Source organism: Larkinella fluvii (assembly GCF_051857545.1).
Taxonomy (GTDB): domain Bacteria; phylum Bacteroidota; class Bacteroidia; order Cytophagales; family Spirosomataceae; genus Larkinella.
The window spans coordinates 672,861-692,224 of record NZ_JBPZHB010000001.1; the positions used below are offsets into that span (position 1 = coordinate 672,861).

Genomic DNA, 19,364 nt, shown 5'->3' on the forward strand with positions numbered 1-19,364 from the left:
AATGGTTTACGGTTTTTGGTTTTCAGTTTACGGTTGGCTGACGCACGAATACAGACGCGTCAAGTCACGCGTCAGCTACCGAAAACGGAAAACCGTAGACTGTAGACCGTTTACTTATGCAAAAAATAGGATTCATTGGCTTAGGAATCATGGGGAAACCCATGGCGTTGAACTTGATCAAAGCCGGTTATCCGGTATCGGTTCTGGAAAAAAGCAGCGCGGCTGGCGAGTTGGTTGCGGCTGGTGCAAAAGCGTTTCCGGGCAATAAAGCCCTGGCGCAAAATACGGACATCATCATTACGATGTTGCCGGATTCGCCCGATGTGGAGCAGGTCGTTTCCGGCCCGGACGGCGTTCTGGAAGGCATTCCGGCAGGTGCGTTGTTCATCGACATGTCCACGATTGCACCCAGTACGGCCCGGACTATTCATCAACAGATGCAGGAAAAAGGCGTGGAAGCACTGGATGCGCCGGTTTCAGGTGGTCAGGTGGGGGCGGTTTCGGCCTCGCTGTCGATCATGGTGGGTGGGAGCGACGCGGCCTTTCAACGCGCACTGCCGGTTTTTCAGGCGATGGGCAAAAACATCGTCCTGATCGGCGAACCGGGCGCGGGGCAAACCACCAAAGCCTGCAACCAGATGATTGTCGGCATCACCATTCAGGCCGTGGCCGAAGCGTTTACGCTGGCGAAAAAAGCCGGGGTCGATCTGGAGAAAATGCGGGACGTTCTGCTGGGCGGTTTTGCCCAGAGCCGCATTCTCGACCTGCACGGCAAACGGATGATCGAGCGCAATTTTACGCCCGGTTTTAAAATCAAATTGCACAAAAAAGACCTGGGCATTGCGCTGCAGTCGGGCGAGGAATTTTCGGTGCCGCTGAAAGCCACGGCGCTGGTCGCGGGGCAGATGCAAGCCGCTATCGAAGCCGGGAACGCCGAACTGGATCACAGCGGGATTCTATTGGAATTGGAAGAATGAAGCGAAATCTCACCTAAATCCCTTACCAACATGAAACGGAAAAGTTTTATTAAAGTCATGGCCGCCAGCTCTGTCGGAGCGGCTGCGTTTGGTGCCGAACAGGCCCGGGCGGAAGTGAAAGCCGCACCCAAAAAAGTGCTGATGAAAGTCGGCTGCCAGTCGGGCGGCACCTCCGTGGAAAACCTCGAGTTCAAGGCGCGGCATGGGGTGTTTAACCTGGATGGTGGTTCGCCCAAAACCATACCGGGCAAAGGCTGGGACCTCGACGATTCGATGAAAAAGCGGGAAGCTTGCGAAAAATACGGCATTAGCCTCGACGCCTACCACTACCCCTTGACTTCCGCCGGGATCGACAAAGTAGAATATCCGAACATCATGCTCGGGAAAAGTCCGGAGCGGGACCGCGAAATTGAAATTCTCCAGCAGATGATTCAGGTGGCCGGCAAAACCGGGATCAAAGTCCTGAACTACAACACCACGATTCTGCCGGTTTTGCGCACCGGGCGCTATACCGATCCCAAGCGCGGCAATGCCTCCTACAGCGTCTGGAATTACGAGGAAGCCCTCAAGCAAAACCACCCCAAAACCGTAGCCGGCGATGTGTCGATCGAGCAGATGTTCGAGCGCATTACGTACATGCTGGACCGGATTCTGCCGGTGGCCAAAGAATATAAAGTCAAGCTGGCCAACCACATCGCCGATCCGCCGACGCCGGTTGGCTACCGTGGCATCACCCGCTGGAACAGCCCCGACGTGTTCAAAGGAATTCAGCGGTTTGCGAAACTGTACGATAGTGAATACCACGGGTTTAACTTTTGTATCGGTTCGATTGCGGAAGGACTGAAAGATCCGAAAACCGAGATTATGCCGATTATTAAGTGGGTAGGGGAGCGAAATCAAATTTTTAACGTTCATTTGCGGAACATCAAAGGTGGCTGGAACAATTTTCAGGAAGTGTATCCCGACAATGGCGACATGAACTTCCTGCACGTGGTCCGGGCCTTGCGCGATGTCGGTTTTTCCGGAATGGTGATGCCCGATCACGTGCCGCACCACCACGATGCAGGCAGTACGCCCCAGGCTTTTTCGTTTGCCTATGGCTACATCAAAGGGCTGCTCCAGGCGGTTTCCGACGAAGTGAAGAGTTAGTTAAATGACAACAGAATCCCGCATTTCACGATGACTTTGACAACCCTTTTTCCCTACAAGGCCGGGCCAAGAATTAAGGAGATTACCGTTACACCGATTGCCGTTGTCGATCCGCCCTTGCTGAATGCCGCCGGTCTGCACGCACCGTATGCCCTCCGCACCATCGTGGAACTGGTAACGGACGACGGTATTTCGGGCATCAGCGAGATTCCGGGCAACAGCGACATCGATGCCGCTCTGGAAGCGTCAAAACCGTTGCTGATCGGACGCGACGTGTTTCAACTCCATGAAATCCGGCAGGTTCTGGTCAATCATTTCGGCACCGACACAGCCGCCCAGCGGGGCGACGCGCCCTGGGATCAGCGGAAAATGGTCCATATTTTTAGCGCCATCGAAGTCGCTTGTCTGGATATTATCGGGAAAGTAGTGGGTCGTCCGGTGGTCGATCTTCTCGGCGGCAAACTACGCGATCGGGTGCCGTTTTCGGCCTACCTGTTTTACAAATACGAAGGAGCCGGGGGCAAACTGGCGTTCGGTACCGACCCGAATGCGGAAGGCTGGGCCGCGGCCCGGCAAGCCAGTGCCCTGAATCCGGCCGAGATTGTGGCGCAGGCCAAAGCCATGTGTACCGAATTCGGATTTCAGTCGATCAAGCTGAAGGGCGGTGTTTTCGAGCCCCGGCAGGAGGTCGACGCGATGTTTGCGCTCTACGAAGCGTTTGGCCCGAATGTGCCGTTGCGGATCGATCCGAATGCGCTCTGGAAAGTCGAAACCGCCATTCAATACGGCCGGGAAATGGAGCCGATTCTGGAGTATCTCGAAGATCCGGTTCGCGGACAGGCGGCTATGGCGGAGGTTCGCAAGGCCCTGAAAACGCCCCTTGCCACGAACATGTGTACGACCTCGTTCGAAGACATTCCGAACAGCATTGCCATTGGGTCGGAGGATATTATCCTGAGCGATCACCATTTCTGGGGCGGTTTGCGGGCTTCGATGACACTGTCCGGCATTTGCGAAACCTTCGGGCGCGGGTTGTCCATGCACTCCAACAGCCACCTCGGCATTTCGCTGGCGGCCATGGTTCACCTCGGCGCGGCACTGCCGCAGGTTCCGTATGCGCTGGACACCCATTATCCGTGGCAGTCGGACGAAATCATCACCGCCGGGCGGTTTACCTTCGAGGAAGGGGCGGTTCTGGTTCCGCAGGAACCCGGTTTGGGCGTCGAACTTGACCGGGATGCCTTGGCCAGACTGCACCAAAATTACCTGGATTGCGGGTTGAAAAAACGGGACGACGAACCGGAGATGCAGAAAAAACAGCCCGGCTGGAAATTTCAGGCCGTTCGCTGGTAAATTAGAAGAACGTGAGGAGGAACGAGCCACTCCTGTCTTTGTAAGATAATTCCATTCCGGTATGCAATTAATCCAGTATCGGGATGGTTTAAGATTGCGAAGATGACTCATCACAAACTCCGCGTTCGGTTCTGGCTGGGCGTTCTCTATACCTTTCTCCTGCTACCGGCCGCCATCGGGCAGCCGGACGGGCAAACATTCAGCCACCTTAGCGTGGAAGAAGGGCTGTCGCAAAGCAGCGTGTACGCCATCGCACAGGATCCCAGCGGATTCATGTGGTTTGGCACCCGCGACGGGCTGAACCGATACGATTCCCGCCGGGTGGTGGTCTACAAAAACCAGAACGGCAATCCGCGCAGCCTGGCTTCCAATACGATCAACAGCCTGCTGGTGGATAAAAAAGGGCGGCTTTGGGTCGGCACGACGAAAGGCTTGTGTTTGTTCCGGCCCGATCAGGGTGATTTTCAGCGATTTTCGTTCAACGATTCTCAGGATTCCACCATCATCAGTCTGGCGGAAGACAGCCGGGGCAACCTCTGGGTCGCCACGTTTCACGGATTATATCGGTTGCAGGTCGGCCAATCCCGGCAGTTTGAGCCGTTGGCAAACCTGACAGAAAACCGTCGGGAGCTGAAAAACCGGCAAGTCCGAACCCTCTTTGAGGACCGTAACCGCAACCTCTGGGTTGGAACCTCCGGCGGTTTGGTGCAACTTCGGCCGATGCCTTCGGGAAAATTCCAACTGACACATCATTTCCTGGAATCCACCGATGCGGTCTATCACAACGCCTTCAACAGCATCAACGCCATGGCCGAAGACCGGGCCGGACGGCTCTGGCTGGGCACCGAACGGCACGGTATTGCGCTGTTCGACAGGCAATTAAAGCGCGTTATTTCGTGGAATACCGCACCCGGACTGGACCTGAGCACCCAAACCATCCGAACGATTCAGGCTGACGGGAAAAGCAATTTCTGGGTGGGAACCATGTCAGGCCTGCACATTGTGGCGCAGGATGGCAGCCGGTTTCGAACCCTGACCAATCAGCCCGCCGACCCCGGTTCGCTAAGCGACAACTCAGTGCGCTCCATTTTTCGCGACCGGGATGGCTCGGTCTGGGTCGGGTCTTATTACGGGGGCGTCGATCTCTACAGTCCGCTGGCCCGGCAGTTTGGGTCCTATCGCCCGATCAGTCGTGAAGGCGGAATGCCGTTTAAAATTGCGGGGCCGATGCTGCCCGCCAGCGCATCGAATCAACTCTGGCTCGGCACCGAAGACCGGGGGCTGTTTCTGCTCAATGCCGATAGAACCGTTGCCCGGCATTACGTCCACAATCCGAAAAATAACCAATCCTTGTCCAACGACAAGGTCAAATGCCTGCTGGCCGATGGGCCAAACGGCCTGTGGATCGGCACGTTGCAGGGGCTGAATTACCTGGATTTGCGCCGACAAACCATCACCCGGTATTTGCACGAACCCAACAACCCGCGTTCGTTGCCGAATGATCGCATTTACGACCTCAAACGGGATGCCGAAGGAACCCTCTGGATTGTGACAAACCTGGGCGGTTTATGCCGGTTTGAGCCTGAAACAAACGCTTTTGTGCAGATGGGACATCGGGCCGATCAACCTCATTCGCTCAGTTCCAACAACGCGATGAGTTTGCTCATCGACAGCCGACAACAGGTATGGGTCGGCACCACCAACGGCCTCAACCGGAAGGTGCCGGGTCGGGATGCTTTCGTCCGGTTTGTTCACCGCGACACCGATTCAACCTCAATCAGCAACAACCACATTACCTGTTTCCTCGAAGACCGGCAACACCGGCTTTGGATCGGTACACGCGACGGCGGTCTGAATCGGATGCTTCCCGACAACCGCACGTTCCGGCATTACACGATGGCGCAGGGGTTGCCCAGCAACACGGTTTTTGGGATTCGCGAGGATCAGCAGGGGCGCTTGTGGATCAGCACCGACAATGGCCTAGCCCAACTCGATCCCGACCAGTCGAAGATCATTTCCTACAACAAACACGACGGGCTGGTGTGCAAGGAGTTCACCTCCAATTCAACGCATCGGGACGCGAACGGCTATTTTTACTTCGGGGGCTACGATGGCATTGTCTATTTCCACCCCGACAGCATTCGCCGGAACACCGCCCTGCCCCGGCTGGCGTTCACCCAGTTGCGGCTGTTCAACGAGCCGGTCACCAGCCTTTCCTCCGCTGGCATCGACTACCAACAGGGGCTTACGTTTACGCACCAGCAGAATGTTTTTTCGCTGGATTTTGCGGCTTTCAATTACATCAATTCCTTCAAAAACCGGTATGCCTACCGGTTGAAAGGCTTCGATAAAGGCTGGAATTACGTGAATGAACCCCGCGCGATGTACATGAATCTGGCTCCCGGCGCGTATGTTCTTCAGGTAAAAGGGGCCAACAACGACGGCATCTGGAACCCCCAGCCGCTGGAACTGAGCATCACGGTTTTGCCGCCGATCTGGAAAACGGTCTGGGCATACATTCTCTATGCGCTGATTTTTGTGGGATTGCTGAGACTCTGGTCGCGGTTTAACCGAAACCGGCTTCGGCTGGCGCATGAACTGGAGGTGGAGCACATCGAAAAAGCCCGGCAGCAGGAGCTTCACCAGACCAAACTGAACTTCTTTACGGAAATTGCGCACGAAATCCGAACACCCTTAACGTTGGTGATGGGGCCGCTGGAGGTCTTGACCGCCCACCGGACCGACGATGCTTTTCTGCAAAAACAACTGGCCGTCATGCGGGGCAGTACCGACCGGTTGTTGCGGCTTTTGAACCAGCTTCTTGATTTCAGAAAGCACGAAACCGGGCACGTCCGGTTGCAAAAACGGCAGACGGATCTGGTGGTTTTTCTGGAAAGAATCACGGATTCGTTTCTGGAACACGCCCGCTCGCGTCAGGTCGTCCTGCTCACGGAGTCGGAAGTGACCGTCCTGCCGGTTTGGATCGATGCCGGAGAAATGGAGAAGGTGATCTATAACCTGCTGCTGAATGCGTTTAAATTTACCCCAGCGGGTGGCACCATTTCCGTGCGGTTGCAACAGGATTTTGGCGCGTCAGATGCCGCCAACCGGGCGGTAATAACCATTGAAGACACGGGCAGCGGCATTCCGGCAGATGAACTGGAACCTATTTTTAACCCATTTTATCAGGTAAACCGCTCCAAAACGAGGGATTCCGGCTTTGGTCTGGGATTGGCACTCAGTAAAAGCATTGTGGATCAGCACCAGGGCCAGATCACGGTCGAGAGCCGGGAGCAGGTGTGGCAAACGGCTGGTTTTACGCGCTTTACGATCACCATTCCCGTCGGTTTGCCGGGTTTGTTCGAACCCGTACTGACCGACTCACCGGCAGAACCGGACTTTCAGGTACTTCGGCCAGCGGCTTTGATCGTGGCCCAGGAAAGTGCAATGGATTTGGAAGCAGTATCGCTTTCCGGCAAAAAACTTGTTCTGGTCGTTGAAGATCAGGACGACATCCGGGCGTATATCCGGGATTTGCTGGCCGACACTGCCCAGGTGATCGAAGCGGCTGACGGACTGACGGCGTGGGAAAAAGCGTCGCAGGTGTTGCCCGATCTGATCATCACCGACGTTGCCATGCCGGTGATGGACGGTTTTGCGCTGACCCACCGCATCAAATCCGATCCGCGTACCAGCCACATTCCGGTGATTATGCTCACGGCCAAAGGCACGACGGACGATCAGTTGGTGGGGCTGCAAACCGGTGCCGACGACTACGTGACCAAGCCCTTTCACCCGGTTTTGCTACAGGCCCGCGTTCACAACCTGCTGTTGCTGCGGGAGCAGTTGCGGGCCAAATACCACCGGATTGTGACGCTGCAACCGCAAGCGCAGCAACTGGATCACCCCGACGATAAATTCCTGAACCAACTGATGACGGTTCTGGACGCTCACATCAGCGATGCCGATTTCAACGTGACCAGTCTGGTGGGCGAAATGGGCATGAGCCGCCCGGTTTTGTTCCGTAAAGTGAAAATGCTGACCGGTTTGTCGGTCATTGACCTGTTGCGAACCACGCGGCTGAAAAAGGCGGAGAACCTGCTGAAACAGAAGAAAGCCAGCGTATCTGAAATCGCCTTTGCGGTCGGCTTCAGCGATCCCCGGTATTTCAGCCGGGCTTTCCGCGCCCAGTTTGGTGTCACGCCGACGGAGTATAGCAATCAGGTGGGTGAGTCGGCTGAGGTGAGGGTTTGAAGGGATTTCACGGTAACGATCTGAACAATAGCTCTATGAACGCGCCGAAAAACGAAATGGATTAGCGGGAGTTGATGAACCATATCGAAACTTTTTTGCAAAAAGCCACGATCGGTAAAGGCTTCGCCTTACTTATCTAACCAGCCATACTAAAACCTGGGCGAATGGCCTGAAAGTCGTTAGAATTGAACCCTCGTCTGTCTGGTGAATCAGCTATTTCTTCAAAATACCCCCAAATCTGTAGCAAAATTCAGCTTTTTTGCGACAATGTTGAAGAATGGACCTTTCTTTGCAAGCTAACATCCTATCCCAACCCACCTCGTACGTTTCATGGAAAACCTTGTTAATGCCATTAATGACATTATCTGGAGTAACGCGCTGATCATCCTCTGCCTCGGAGTCGGTGTTTATTTTTCAATCATCACCCGGTTTTTGCAGGTGCGCTACCTGAAAGACATGGTTCAGTTACTGTTTGGCGGCCATTCTTCCGCGAAGGGCGTTTCGCCTTTTCAGGCCTTTGCCATTGCCATTTCGGGACGGGTCGGAACCGGAAACATTGCCGGTGTTGCCACGGCCATCGCCATGGGCGGGCCGGGCGCGGTCTTCTGGATGTGGACCATTGCCTTTTTAGGCGCAGCATCAGCCTTCATCGAAGCTACCCTGGGTCAGATTTACAAGCAGGTGAAAGACGGCCAATACCGCGGTGGCCCGGCCTATTACATCGAAAAAGGACTTGGAATTCAATGGTATGCGACGCTGTTTGCCATCGCAACGGTTCTCAGTACCGCCTTATTTTTGCCCGGCGTTCAAAGCAACAGCATTGCCATCAGTGCCCAAAATGCGTTTCAAATCCCGGTGGCCGTTACCGGTGGCATTGTAACGCTCCTGTTGAGTCTGATCATCTTCGGTGGCGTAAAGCGCATTGGGAAAGTGGCCGAAATTGTCGTTCCGTTTATGGCCGGGGCCTACATTCTGATGGCCGTTATCATTATTGTCATGAACATCACCGAAATCCCCTCGGTGATGAGTCTCATCGTTCGGTCGGCGTTTGATCTGGAACCGCTCTACAGTGGCGTTTTCGGCATGGCCGTGGCCTGGGGTGTAAAAAGAGGCATCTATTCCAATGAAGCCGGTCAGGGAACAGCCCCGCACGCAGCCGCAGCCGCCGAAACCAGCCATCCCGCCAAACAGGGACTGGTGCAGGCGTTTTCGGTGTATGTCGATACGCTGTTCGTCTGTACCGCCACCGCCTTCATGATTCTATTTACGGGGCAATACAATGTCTTGAATCCGAAAGGCGGGTTTCTGGTCGAAAACATCCCCGGCGCAGCCATTGGGGGCGAATACACGCAAATGGCCATCAACACCCACTTCCCATCGTTTGGGGGCGGTTTTGTGGCGGTATCGTTGTTTTTCTTCGCATTTACCACCATTATGGCCTACTACTACATCGCAGAAACGAATTTGAGCTACCTGGACCAGAAAAAAAACAGCAAAAGTCTGTTGCTGGCACTTCGCATTCTGATTCTGGGTGCCACCTTTTACGGGTCAGTCAAAACGGCGGCTCTGGCCTGGACGCTGGGCGACATCGGCGTAGGCATCATGGCCTGGCTTAATATCATTGCCATCATTCTCCTGCGAAAACCGGCGTTGCTGGCGCTGAAAGACTACCAGGCTCAGAAAAAAGCAGGGAAAGATCCCGTTTTCAATCCGAGGGAACTGGGTATTAAAAACGCCGATGAATGGGAGTAGTCCTGATCAGAGCGACGGGTTCCGGTTTTAGAACAGCGGTTTTTTCTCATTCAGCTTCTTCGCCCGCAACAAAGCTTCCAGGTAATAGTAATCGGCGTAAACCAGCGGCACATCCCGCTCAAACGTCTTCGCGCCCGTGCTGTGCAGGAGCAGAAAACCGTGGTTTTTTCCGACCGGTGAAGCATAACTTTTCGACAAACTGGTGATGACCTGATCGGCTTTGGCCCGGTAGCGGGCGTTGCCGGAACCGTAGGTGCTCAGTTCATACAGGGCCGAAGCCATTACGGCTGCCGCCGACACATCGCGCAGCTCGTTCGGAATGCCCGGCGCGTCATAGTCGTAATACGGCACCAGATCGGCGGGCATCCGGGGGTGATCGAGCATAAACCGGGCAATGGCTTCGGCCTGTTTCAGAAACTGCGGATCTTTGGTTTCGCGGTAACAAAGCGTATAGCCGTACAATCCCCAGGCTTGTCCGCGCGACCAGGCCGACGCGTCGTTGAAGCCCTGGTGCGTGTTTTTCTTCAAAACTTTCCCGGTCAGCGTGTCATAATCGACCACGTGAAAGGAACTGTGATCGGGGCGGTAATGGTTTTTCAGCGTCGTTTTGGCGTGCGTAACGGCAATCTTGTAGAACGTCGAATCGCCCGTCAGGCGCGTGGCCGCAAACAGCAATTCCAGATTCATCATGTTGTCGATGATCACCGGACACTGCCAGACCTCTTTGTGGTGATCCCACGACCGGATGATACCGGCCGTCGGTTTAAACCGTTTGCTCAACGATTTTGCTCCCTGAATGATGACCTCGCGGTATGCCGGATCGCGCGTCAATCGAAAACCGTTGCCGTAACTGCAATAGATTTTGAAACCCATGTCGTGCGTACCGGCATTCATCTTCTCGGCTTCGAGGTTGGCCGTGTAGAACCGGGCCTGGGTGGCCCATTCTTTTTTACCGGTAAATTCGTAGAGGTACCACAGTTCGCCGGGGAAAAAACCGCTCGTCCAGTCGCGGGCGGGAACAAGCTGCAACGCACCGGCTTCATTCAACGTTCGGGGTGAGACCAAAAGCGGTTTGTTGTTGCCCGGTTTTTTATCAGCAGCGTCTACTTCGCTCAGCATCAGCCGCGTTTGCTGTTCCGCCTGGTCGAATAGGGATTTGATTGAAGAGTTTGGTATGAAGCTAGTCAGCAGGCCCAGCAATGCCAGTAATGAGATGGTTATTTTTTTCATAGGTACGGGGAAATTAAAGCCAGATAAGAGGATTGCGAATAGGCAGGTTCCGCAGCACTTCCTCAACCTGCGGACGATGTTCCAGTTTTTGCCAGGTTGCCAGCCAGGCCGGTTGGTCGAAAACCACGGCCCCAAATACCAGAAACGGATGCGCAACCGGCCAGTCGTTCCAGTACATCACATCGGGTTTCAACGGCCATTCCGCCTTGTTCTGCACAAACGGAACCAGATAAGAAATGCCTTTCTGAATACCGCGTCCGTCGGCGGTCTGGTACGTCCAGAGGTTGTCGGTTTTGGTGGATAAAATCTGACAGATCATCGTCATGGCATCGAGGTTGAACAGCGAATACCCGTACGGTTTGGTCCGGCGAAGTTCCAGCGGAAAACTGCCGTCGGCGGCCATCTGGTCGGGGAGCAGCACGATTTTGTAGCGGTTTCGGCAGAACGCCAGCAGCGAGTCGTTGTTCGTGAGTTTGGCAAATGCCGCCACCTGCATCACCCAGCAGGTGCCGTGGTTGTTCTTCGCATTCATTTCGTCTTTGCCGTACGGATGGGTCGTCAGCCAGGTCAGGTAGTCGGCAAACCATTGGCGTACAGTCGCTACAGATCGTTTATCGCTGCTTTTGGCGGTTTCCATCACCCGCAATCCCTGCGCCACTTCCATCAGGTGAATGGTGTCGATGATGCCGATGCCCCGGCCCGTTGCCCGACCTTTGATGGCCTGGGTGTAGAGCAACGACGGATTCATGCGCGTGGCCGGATCGACAAACCAGGCGTTGAGGTGCCGGAAAGCCTGCCGGACGTAGGTTTCGTCGCGGGTAATGACGTAGGCCGACGCCAGCGCCCCTACTACCCGGCTGAAGCGGATCATGGCCTGGCGGTGGGCCACAAAATTGTCGGGGTTGGTCATGCCGTCGCGCTGGACATACGGCCCCTGCGGATTGGCGGAGTCGGGCCACCAGTAGTCACCTTCCGAAAAGAAATCGTGTTTGCCACCCGCGCTCCGGGGCGAGGTTTGCGCCGTCACGGTGATGGGCTCCTGCTGCATGGCCCAGCGGGCTTCGGCCAGAACGGCGGACTTCAACGTGGCCACAACGGCTTTCGGCGGTTTGGGCAACTGCCCATAAACCACCCCCGCCAGCCAGTGGCAGATCAAAACCGGGAAGAGGAGTAACCGTGTTTGCATCGGTATAACTTAAAAGGTACGGACTTGTCCGGCAACCCCGAAACCGGGCTGTCGTACTCGTGAAATCAGAGCAGGATCGAAAGCAAATATAGAAGAAAGGAGACGAGTACGACGATGGACCCGACTTCAGCAATGGATAGAATAAGTCTGTTTTTTCTCACAGGAATCGCTCCTACGTTTTGGAAGTGCAAGTTTAGTTACGTCCAACTTTTTCTTGATAACGTCTAGTGGTCAAATTGGTGGACAAATCGTTCAGGCCGATCAAAAACCGTTCAAAGAGGTGGACAAACCGTTCGATTTAGATTATTCCGACATTTTTTAGTCTCCTGACAATTAATATTGCTTCATGTTTAACCAATCAGCTTTGTCAACCCGATCAACTAGCATGTGGGCGTCGAGGGTACAACCTATTTTACAATTCTAAATCCTATGAAAAAAAACGGTACAAAAGCCAGCCGGTGGATCTGGTTCGCCCTGCTGGTGGGCCTGCAGTTTCCAATCCTGCTCATGGCGCAGCAAACTGCCCCGGTTTCGGGGAAAGTAACGGGAGCCAATGGGGATGCCATTCCCGGAGCCAACGTGGTTGTGAAAGGAACGACCACCGGAACCTCCACCAATGCACAGGGTACATTTAGTTTGAACGCGCCGTCCAACGGCACGCTGGTCGTTTCGTCGCTGGGGTTCACCTCGCTCGAAGTGAACATCGGTGGTCGGAGCCAGCTTACGATTACGCTGGCCGAAGATCAGAAAGCGCTGGAAGAAGTCGTGGTGGTGGGCTACGGAACGCAGCGGAAAAGTGACGTGACGGGTTCGCTGTCGTCCGTTACGGCAAAAGACATCAAGTCCGTTCCGGTGACGGGTGTCGGGCAGGCTTTGCAGGGCCGGGCCGCCGGGGTGCAGGTAACGCAGGCATCCAACGCGCCGGGTGGTGGCGTAACGATTCGGATTCGCGGGGGTAACTCCATCAATGCCGGAAACGAGCCGCTTTACGTCATCGACGGTTTTCCGGTGTATAACGAAAGCGGAGCGAACCTGAACCCGAACGACATCGAATCGATGGAAATCCTGAAAGATGCGTCGGCGACGGCCATTTACGGGTCGCGGGGTGCCAACGGGGTGGTGCTGATTACGACCAAACGCGGTAAATCAGGCCAAAACCGCATCGAATTTGAAACCTATTACGGCATTCAGCAGGTTCGCACGAAACTGCCGATGCTCAATGCAACGCAATATGCGACGCTGGTGAACGAAGCCAACACGAATGCGGGTCGTGCGCCGGTTTTTACGGATGCGCAAATCGCCGGTTTTGGCGAAGGAACCAACTGGCAGGATGAAATTTTCCGAAATGCACCGATTCAAAACTACCAGTTGACAGCGTCGGGTGGTTCGGACAAAACGCGCTATGCGGTTTCGGCCAACTACCTGAATCAACAAGGTGTTATCATCAATTCCGAGTATGACCGCGCTTCGTTCCGGTTCAATTTCGACCATAAAATCAACGACCGGTTCAACATCGGAACCAGCCTGAACGTGATCCGGAGCCGCAACAATGCCGTGCCGACGGATGCTGATGGCGGAACGGGTGGAACCGTTGTTTACAGTGCGCTGAACTTCTCGCCGACGCAGCCGGTTCGCAACCCGGACGGAACGCTGGTGGTTTTCAACACACCCGGCCGGATTCAGATCGGTAGCCCGGTGGCGCAGGCGCTGGGAACGTTCAACAAAACCGTTGGAACGCGGATGATCGGGAGTGTATTCGCCGACTACAAAATCATTCCGGGCCTAACGTTCCGGACGAGCTTCGGTGCCGATGTCAATTACTCCAAACGCAGCCTGTACCTGTCGCGAAATACCGCCACCGGTACGCAACTGAGCGGTCAGGCATCGATCATTAATACCCAATCGTCGACCTGGCTGAACGAAAACACACTGACCTACAACAAAACCTTCGGGAGTGTTCATAACCTGACGCTTCTGGCGGGTTATACCATGCAGGGAAACCGGTTCGAGAGCGTCGAAGCCCGTTCGCAGGGATTTGCCAACGACATTCTGACCTACGAAAATCTGGGTTCGGCGTCAATGGCGCTGGTTCCGGCGTCGTCGGCCAGCAACTGGCAGCTTAATTCGTACATCGGTCGGGCCAACTACGATTATGCCGGCAAATATTTGATGACCGCAACGGTTCGGGCCGATGGTTCATCCCGGTTTGGGGCCAGTAACAAATGGGCGGTTTTCCCGTCGGCTTCGGTGGCATGGCGGTTGTCGGAAGAGGATTTTCTTAAAGGTAATAACGTGATCAACGACCTGAAACTGCGGGTAAGCTACGGCTTGAGCGGAAACCAGGAAATTACGCAATACCAGTCCCTGGCGACGCTGGGAACGCAAAATGCCAACTTTAACAATACGGTTGTGATCGGCATCGGGCCGTCGCGCGTGGCCAACCCGGATTTGCGCTGGGAAACCACTGCGCAGTTCGATATTGGTGTCGATGTGGGCGTTTTGAATAACCGCATCACGCTGACGGCGGATTATTACAACAAGAAAACGACCGATCTGCTATTGTCGGTGCCGCTGCCCTTCGTTTCAGGATATGCGTCGGCTCTGCAAAATCTGGGAAGCATCCGGAATCAGGGGGTCGAACTGGGCATCAATTCCACCAATTTGACGGGTGCGTTCAAGTGGACAACGGCGTTCAACATTGCCGCCAACCGCAACGAAGTGCTGAATCTGGGCGATCAGACGGAATTTGCATCGGGCGATGCCAGTGGTCACCTCCAGCTTCCGAACTCTGGATTGGTGCGGGTGGGTGAGCAGATTGGCCTGTTCTACGGCTACAAAACGGATGGTATTTTTCAGAACCAGGCTGAAGTTGATGGATCAGCGCAGAAAACCGCCAAACCGGGCGACCGGCGTTACGTCGATCAGAACGGCGACGGTGCCATCAACGCCAGCGACCGCGTGATTCTGGGATACGCCCAGCCGAAACTCTACGGTGGGTTGACCAATACGTTCTCGTACAAAGGCGTCGAACTGAGCATTTTCATGCAGGGAACGTACGGGAACAGCATTTTCAACATCAACCGCTTTGAGCAGGAATCGTTGACCGGCGTAAGCAACCAGTCGACGGAAACGCTGAACCGCTGGACGCCGACGAATCCGAGCAACACCATTCCGCGCGCCAACGCCGTTGGTAATGCCTACGTGTTGTCGAGCCGCCAGATTGAAGATGGGTCGTATTTGCGGGTGAAAAACATCAATTTGTCGTACACCCTGCCGTCGTCGCTGGTCAGTAAAATCAAGCTGTATAACGTGAAGGTCTACGTCAGTGCGCAGAACTGGATTACGTTCACCAAGTACAGCGGTTTTGATCCAGAAGTGAACCGGTTTGGACAAAGTACGCTGAGCCAGGGCAGCGACTACGGTAGCTATCCGGGCAATAAAATGATTCTGGCCGGTCTGAACATTGGACTCTAATCCGACCTTAAACTTTTTGTAAGATCATGAAAATCAAACCTATCCTTGCTGTTGCCGCGTTGACTTTCGGGCTGGGAGCGTGTTCGCTGGAAGAAACGCCCCCGTCGTCGCTGGCTCCGGTCAATTTTTATACGAACGCCAACGATGCTACGGCGGCCGTCAATGCCGTCTATGACATTGCCAACCAGGTGGGCGACCAAAGCCGGAATTTCATCATCATGGGCGATCTGCCATCGGATGATATGGACCCTCTGCTGAACAATGCCGACCGGGTTCAGCTCTGGAGTTTCCAGACCATTCCGACCAACAGTGTGGTGACACAAAGCTGGCAGGTGATCTACCAGGGCGTCAACCGCGCCAACACCGCCATCGACCGGATTCCGGGCATTACGATGGACGAAACGCTGAAAAAGCGGCTGATCGGGGAAGCGAAATTCCTGCGGGCTTTCTACTATTTTTACCTCGTGCGCTGGTATGGCGGGGTGCCGCTGATGCTGACCGAAACCCAGTCGCTGAGTGCGGGGAAAGATGTGGCCCGGGCCAGTGCCGATGAGGTCTATACGCAAATCATCAAGGACCTGACCGAGGCCGAAACGTCGTTGCCGGACAAGTTTACCGGTGCCGATCTGGGTCGCGTTACCGCCGGGGCTGCCAAGTCGATGCTGGCGCGCGTGTACCTCACCAGGAAGGATTTCGCAAACGCGCGGGCCAAATCCAAAGAGGTGATCGACAATGCCGCTAAATATGGCTACGGTTTATTCGATAAATACATCGACGTATTCGCCATTTCGAATAAAAACGGCAAAGAGTCGGTTTTCGAGATTCAGTTTGTGGGTGGCGGCAGTGGCCAGGGCAGTGGTATGGTGACGTATTTTGCGCCGGAAAACTCGCCCATCACGGGCCGGGGTTTCGGGTCGTTCATTCCAACGATGGATCTGTATAACAGCTTCCAGACCGGAGATAAGCGCAAGGAACTGTTCCTGAATTCGTACGTAAACGGAGCGGGTCAAACTGTGAATACCTTCCAGCACTTCAACAAATACGTCGATCCGTCGGCGCGGGCGTTTGGCGATGCCAACAACAACTTCCCGATCATCCGGTATGCCGACGTGCTGCTGATGTTTGCCGAAGCCGACAATGAAATCAGTGGCCCCACGGCTGCGGCTCTGGGCGCTATCAACCCCATTCGTCGCCGGGCTTACGGTTTTCCGTTGACCGGCGCTTCGACCGCCGACTTTACGGCGGCTTTAACCAAAGAAGCCTTCCGGCAGGCGATTTGGGACGAACGGCGCTGGGAGTTCAACGCCGAAGGACACCGCTGGTTTGATCTGGTGCGGACGGGCCGGTTGGTGCCCCTGCTGAAAGCCAAAGGTAAAACCAGCATTACCGAAACGCATACGCTGTATCCGATTCCGCAGCGCGAACGGGATCTGAACCCGAATCTGACGCAGAATCCGGGGTATTGAGTCGGCTTTTATGAATTTCAAATGTAAAATGATGAATGTAGAATGATAAAGTGTTTCAATGCCGCGCACTTTTACATTTGACATTCATCATTTTACATTTGAAATTAAAAACTGCATCATTCAAAACGAATAATTCACTCCCTTTGGTAGCGCTTCCACCGCCAGTTTCATCCATTTTCCATTGATTTTGATCACGACGATGTTGTTGTCTTTATCATAGAAGATCGTTCCGTTTTCGCTGTTTTTCAACGCTTCGTAATTGACGTGTTTCGCGTCTTCGGCATAATTCGTTTCAGCATCCGCCGTCGGTTTTTCCAACAGCAGATTATCGCGCCCAATATTGCCTAAAGTCAGCGCATTGGTCATTTTTAAAGAACCGTAGAAAATCGCTTTATCCCGACTGAACAGAAACGAGTGTTGCCGGACATCGGAGCCGATTTTAAACCAGTTGTAAGCCGGTTCGTCGTGGTTATAAACCGTACTGTAGTAGTAGAGTTCGGCGACCGGTTTTTCATCCTCAATGTGTTTATTCACCAGCATCGTAATGCGGGATTTGTCGTCTTTGGCGTAACCTTCAAACACGTGATAGCCCCAGCGTTTGCGGTTTCGTTCGTTTTCGTTGCCCCGCACCTGAATCATGTACGGCGTACTCAGAATTCCGTTGACGGTCGTATACATCGGCGTGATTCGCGGATTAAAGCCGAAATTATACCCGCGTTCTTTCCAGCGGTTCCAGGTCGTGTCGATGTCGGATGAAATCTCTACCCGTTTGAAGGCCGATTGCTCCGAACCGGGAATGAGTTTCAGGTATTCCGTACCCTTCGCAGGTGTGGAAGTTTGTGCTTTCGCGTGACTGAAAAAGAAGGTAAGGACACACAGAATGAATGCGTTTTTCATACGAAATTAAAGTTGGATGGATTGAAAACGGGATGAGAAAATGTACGTATAAGTTCGTGCCGATGGAAATTTACCGCACGTGCAGTACAATGCGACGGTAGCGGCTGAGCGCCGGTTGACCGGTATCGGTTACGGTCAGGAGCAATGAAATGGATTGGTTCCGGGCTTCCTTCGCGATCCGGCAACGCAGCCGGGGTGTTTGATCGCCCGTCAGAACAAAACCTTTCGGCAGGCTTCCGGGGTAGATTTGCCAGTTGAACCGGAGGGACTGACCATCCGGATCGGTCGAGTTACCGGCATCAAACTGTACGTCGGAACCGGAAGAAACGACTCTGGTAAGCGGTTGAAAAGCAGCGTCTCCGTCAATACGAACCTGGGGATGGTGGTTTGCTTGCCGGTACGTTCGGGTACACCACTGTAAACGGGCCTGGAAGTCGGCCTGCCAGGCGGGACGCCAGCGGTAAACCGAGGCCATATACGGCGTCGGATCGGTAGCGTAATCCGCAGTCGAATCAACCTGATCCTGGAAATAACCCGCAGGGCTTCGCTGGAACGTACCACCCCAGCCGCCCAGTTCCGGCTGCTGCGGCCTGTTCAATCCGTTGGGAACCAGGCTCAAAAAGGAGGGCGAGTCGCCTTCTTTGATCCCTTTAACCCGACCAATCCGGGAACTCCAGATGTCACCTCCGGCATAATTCGGATACAATGCGCCGAGCAGACTGCCGCTTTGCTGAATATGGGTGGCTACCCAGCCAGAATCAGCCAGCCGGGTGTTTCCGCCCCGGTACATACCCCTGAAGTTGTGGCGGTTCAGGATATAAAACAAACTGGGAAACTGCTGCCGGATCCAGGGCCCCGTGGCATCTTGATCCGCAATGGCGTGAATTCGTAGTTTACCAACAAAAGCCTTCACGGCTTTTTCGGAACGGGTTTGTTTCACCTTCCAGAGCGCCTGCGCTAAATCGGCTGTACCACCCCAGGCACACATCCAAACCGGACGTGGATCGGGGTGATCGACAACCCGGATCAGCCATTCCGAAGCTTCAGTGTCCAAACCGGCACCGACGCTCGTGGTTACCGGCACGTTCGGCCCGGCCAGCGGCTGGCCGGATTTGACCAAACCGAGCAACCGGGCGGGTGGCGGGTAAGAGCGATCGTGTTGTAAAAGTGTGGGTTGAACCTTCCCGTAGGTTTCGATAACCCGACGAATCAGATCCGGTTTCACCCGCTGGCCATGCCCCAAATTAGAAGAGGCAACCAGTCCCTCAATCTGTAATTCGTTGGTATACAACATCAATCGAATCAGCGACTGACCGTCGTCGGGTTCGCCAGTGCCAGCTTGTAGACTGGTTATATCGGTTAAAATCAGAACGCGCGGCTTGTCCGGGCCAGTGCGGGACTCCTGGAAGGGTTCCGTCCAGAAGCCACTGATTGCCAGTATGCCCCCTAAGGCGGTGATGCCGGTGATGAGCGCGAAAAATCTTTTTTTAGGCAGATGGAGCATGGTATGAGCCGCTTTTAGGGTCGCATTGATCGGAAGATCAGGACATTGAATTGATCGCACCCCGCTGTTAAAAGCATTCCGTATTTTTGTTTTACTACTTGCCCTTGTTCAGGAAACAACTG

The 19,364-nt window shown here is 54.4% G+C and carries 11 protein-coding genes; 7 read left to right on the forward strand and 4 right to left on the reverse strand.

From position 1 onward, the window contains the following. Positions 1–116: 116 nt before the first annotated feature. The 5 genes from ACS5NO_RS02730 to ACS5NO_RS02750 all read left to right on the forward strand — a co-directional run bounded on the left by ACS5NO_RS02730 (position 117) and on the right by ACS5NO_RS02750 (position 9,485). Entirely contained in the window at positions 117–977 is an 861-nt protein-coding gene (locus ACS5NO_RS02730) for a 2-hydroxy-3-oxopropionate reductase (RefSeq protein WP_439413716.1), read from the forward strand. A 30-nt stretch (positions 978–1,007) separates the two neighbouring features. Then, positions 1,008–2,126 carry a mannonate dehydratase gene (locus tag ACS5NO_RS02735; protein WP_439413717.1) on the forward strand — a complete coding sequence of 373 codons (1,119 nt, stop codon included), beginning with the start codon at positions 1,008–1,010 and terminating at the stop codon, positions 2,124–2,126. Between the two features lie 30 nt (positions 2,127–2,156). Further along, positions 2,157–3,479 (forward strand): enolase C-terminal domain-like protein, encoded by a 1,323-nt coding sequence (locus tag ACS5NO_RS02740; RefSeq protein WP_439413718.1) that lies wholly within the window; start codon positions 2,157–2,159, stop codon positions 3,477–3,479. Positions 3,480–3,581: 102 nt separating this feature from the next. Continuing rightward, a complete protein-coding gene (locus ACS5NO_RS02745) occupies positions 3,582–7,733 on the forward strand; it encodes a hybrid sensor histidine kinase/response regulator transcription factor (RefSeq protein ID WP_439413719.1) in 4,152 nt (1,383 codons plus the stop codon). 330 nt (positions 7,734–8,063) lie between these two features. Then, positions 8,064–9,485 (forward strand): alanine/glycine:cation symporter family protein, encoded by a 1,422-nt coding sequence (locus tag ACS5NO_RS02750; protein WP_439413720.1) that lies wholly within the window; start codon positions 8,064–8,066, stop codon positions 9,483–9,485. Between the two features lie 27 nt (positions 9,486–9,512). On the opposite strand, the gene ACS5NO_RS02755 is transcribed toward ACS5NO_RS02750, so the two are convergent. Beyond that, positions 9,513–10,715, reverse strand: a complete 1,203-nt coding sequence (locus ACS5NO_RS02755) for a glycoside hydrolase family 88 protein (protein WP_439413721.1) — start codon at positions 10,713–10,715, stop codon at positions 9,513–9,515. 13 nt (positions 10,716–10,728) lie between these two features. Beyond that, the gene (locus ACS5NO_RS02760; protein ID WP_439413722.1) at positions 10,729–11,901 is read right to left on the reverse strand and encodes an alginate lyase family protein; all 1,173 of its coding nucleotides are present in this window, start codon (positions 11,899–11,901) and stop codon (positions 10,729–10,731) included. 429 nt (positions 11,902–12,330) lie between these two features. Here ACS5NO_RS02760 and ACS5NO_RS02765 point away from each other — a divergent pair, with 429 nt between their 5' ends. Together ACS5NO_RS02765 and ACS5NO_RS02770 are read left to right on the forward strand one after the other, a co-directional pair. Then, positions 12,331–15,375, forward strand: coding sequence for a SusC/RagA family TonB-linked outer membrane protein (locus tag ACS5NO_RS02765; RefSeq protein WP_439413723.1), 3,045 nt, complete (start codon positions 12,331–12,333; stop codon positions 15,373–15,375). Positions 15,376–15,401: 26 nt separating this feature from the next. Beyond that, on the forward strand, positions 15,402–16,841 hold the full coding sequence (locus tag ACS5NO_RS02770) for a RagB/SusD family nutrient uptake outer membrane protein (protein WP_439413724.1): 1,440 nt from the start codon (positions 15,402–15,404) through the stop codon (positions 16,839–16,841). Between the two features lie 120 nt (positions 16,842–16,961). On the opposite strand, the gene ACS5NO_RS02775 is transcribed toward ACS5NO_RS02770, so the two are convergent. Further along, complete coding sequence (locus ACS5NO_RS02775; protein WP_439413725.1) at positions 16,962–17,738, reverse strand: hypothetical protein; 777 nt, start codon at positions 17,736–17,738, stop codon at positions 16,962–16,964. 70 nt (positions 17,739–17,808) lie between these two features. Then, positions 17,809–19,242 (reverse strand): nucleoside hydrolase-like domain-containing protein, encoded by a 1,434-nt coding sequence (locus ACS5NO_RS02780; RefSeq protein ID WP_439413726.1) that lies wholly within the window; start codon positions 19,240–19,242, stop codon positions 17,809–17,811. Between the last annotated feature and the right edge of the window lie 122 nt (positions 19,243–19,364).

Coding starts and splice junctions, on each gene's coding strand:
- ACS5NO_RS02770 (WP_439413724.1), top strand. CDS start 15,402: ATGAAAATCAAACCTATCCTTGCTGTTGCCGCGTTGACTTTCGGGCTG.
- ACS5NO_RS02745 (WP_439413719.1), top strand. CDS start 3,582: ATGACTCATCACAAACTCCGCGTTCGGTTCTGGCTGGGCGTTCTCTAT.
- ACS5NO_RS02780 (WP_439413726.1), bottom strand. CDS start 19,242: ATGCTCCATCTGCCTAAAAAAAGATTTTTCGCGCTCATCACCGGCATC.
- ACS5NO_RS02765 (WP_439413723.1), top strand. CDS start 12,331: ATGAAAAAAAACGGTACAAAAGCCAGCCGGTGGATCTGGTTCGCCCTG.
- ACS5NO_RS02740 (WP_439413718.1), top strand. CDS start 2,157: ATGACTTTGACAACCCTTTTTCCCTACAAGGCCGGGCCAAGAATTAAG.
- ACS5NO_RS02755 (WP_439413721.1), bottom strand. CDS start 10,715: ATGAAAAAAATAACCATCTCATTACTGGCATTGCTGGGCCTGCTGACT.
- ACS5NO_RS02735 (WP_439413717.1), top strand. CDS start 1,008: ATGAAACGGAAAAGTTTTATTAAAGTCATGGCCGCCAGCTCTGTCGGA.
- ACS5NO_RS02750 (WP_439413720.1), top strand. CDS start 8,064: ATGGAAAACCTTGTTAATGCCATTAATGACATTATCTGGAGTAACGCG.
- ACS5NO_RS02760 (WP_439413722.1), bottom strand. CDS start 11,901: ATGCAAACACGGTTACTCCTCTTCCCGGTTTTGATCTGCCACTGGCTG.
- ACS5NO_RS02775 (WP_439413725.1), bottom strand. CDS start 17,738: ATGAAAAACGCATTCATTCTGTGTGTCCTTACCTTCTTTTTCAGTCAC.
- ACS5NO_RS02730 (WP_439413716.1), top strand. CDS start 117: ATGCAAAAAATAGGATTCATTGGCTTAGGAATCATGGGGAAACCCATG.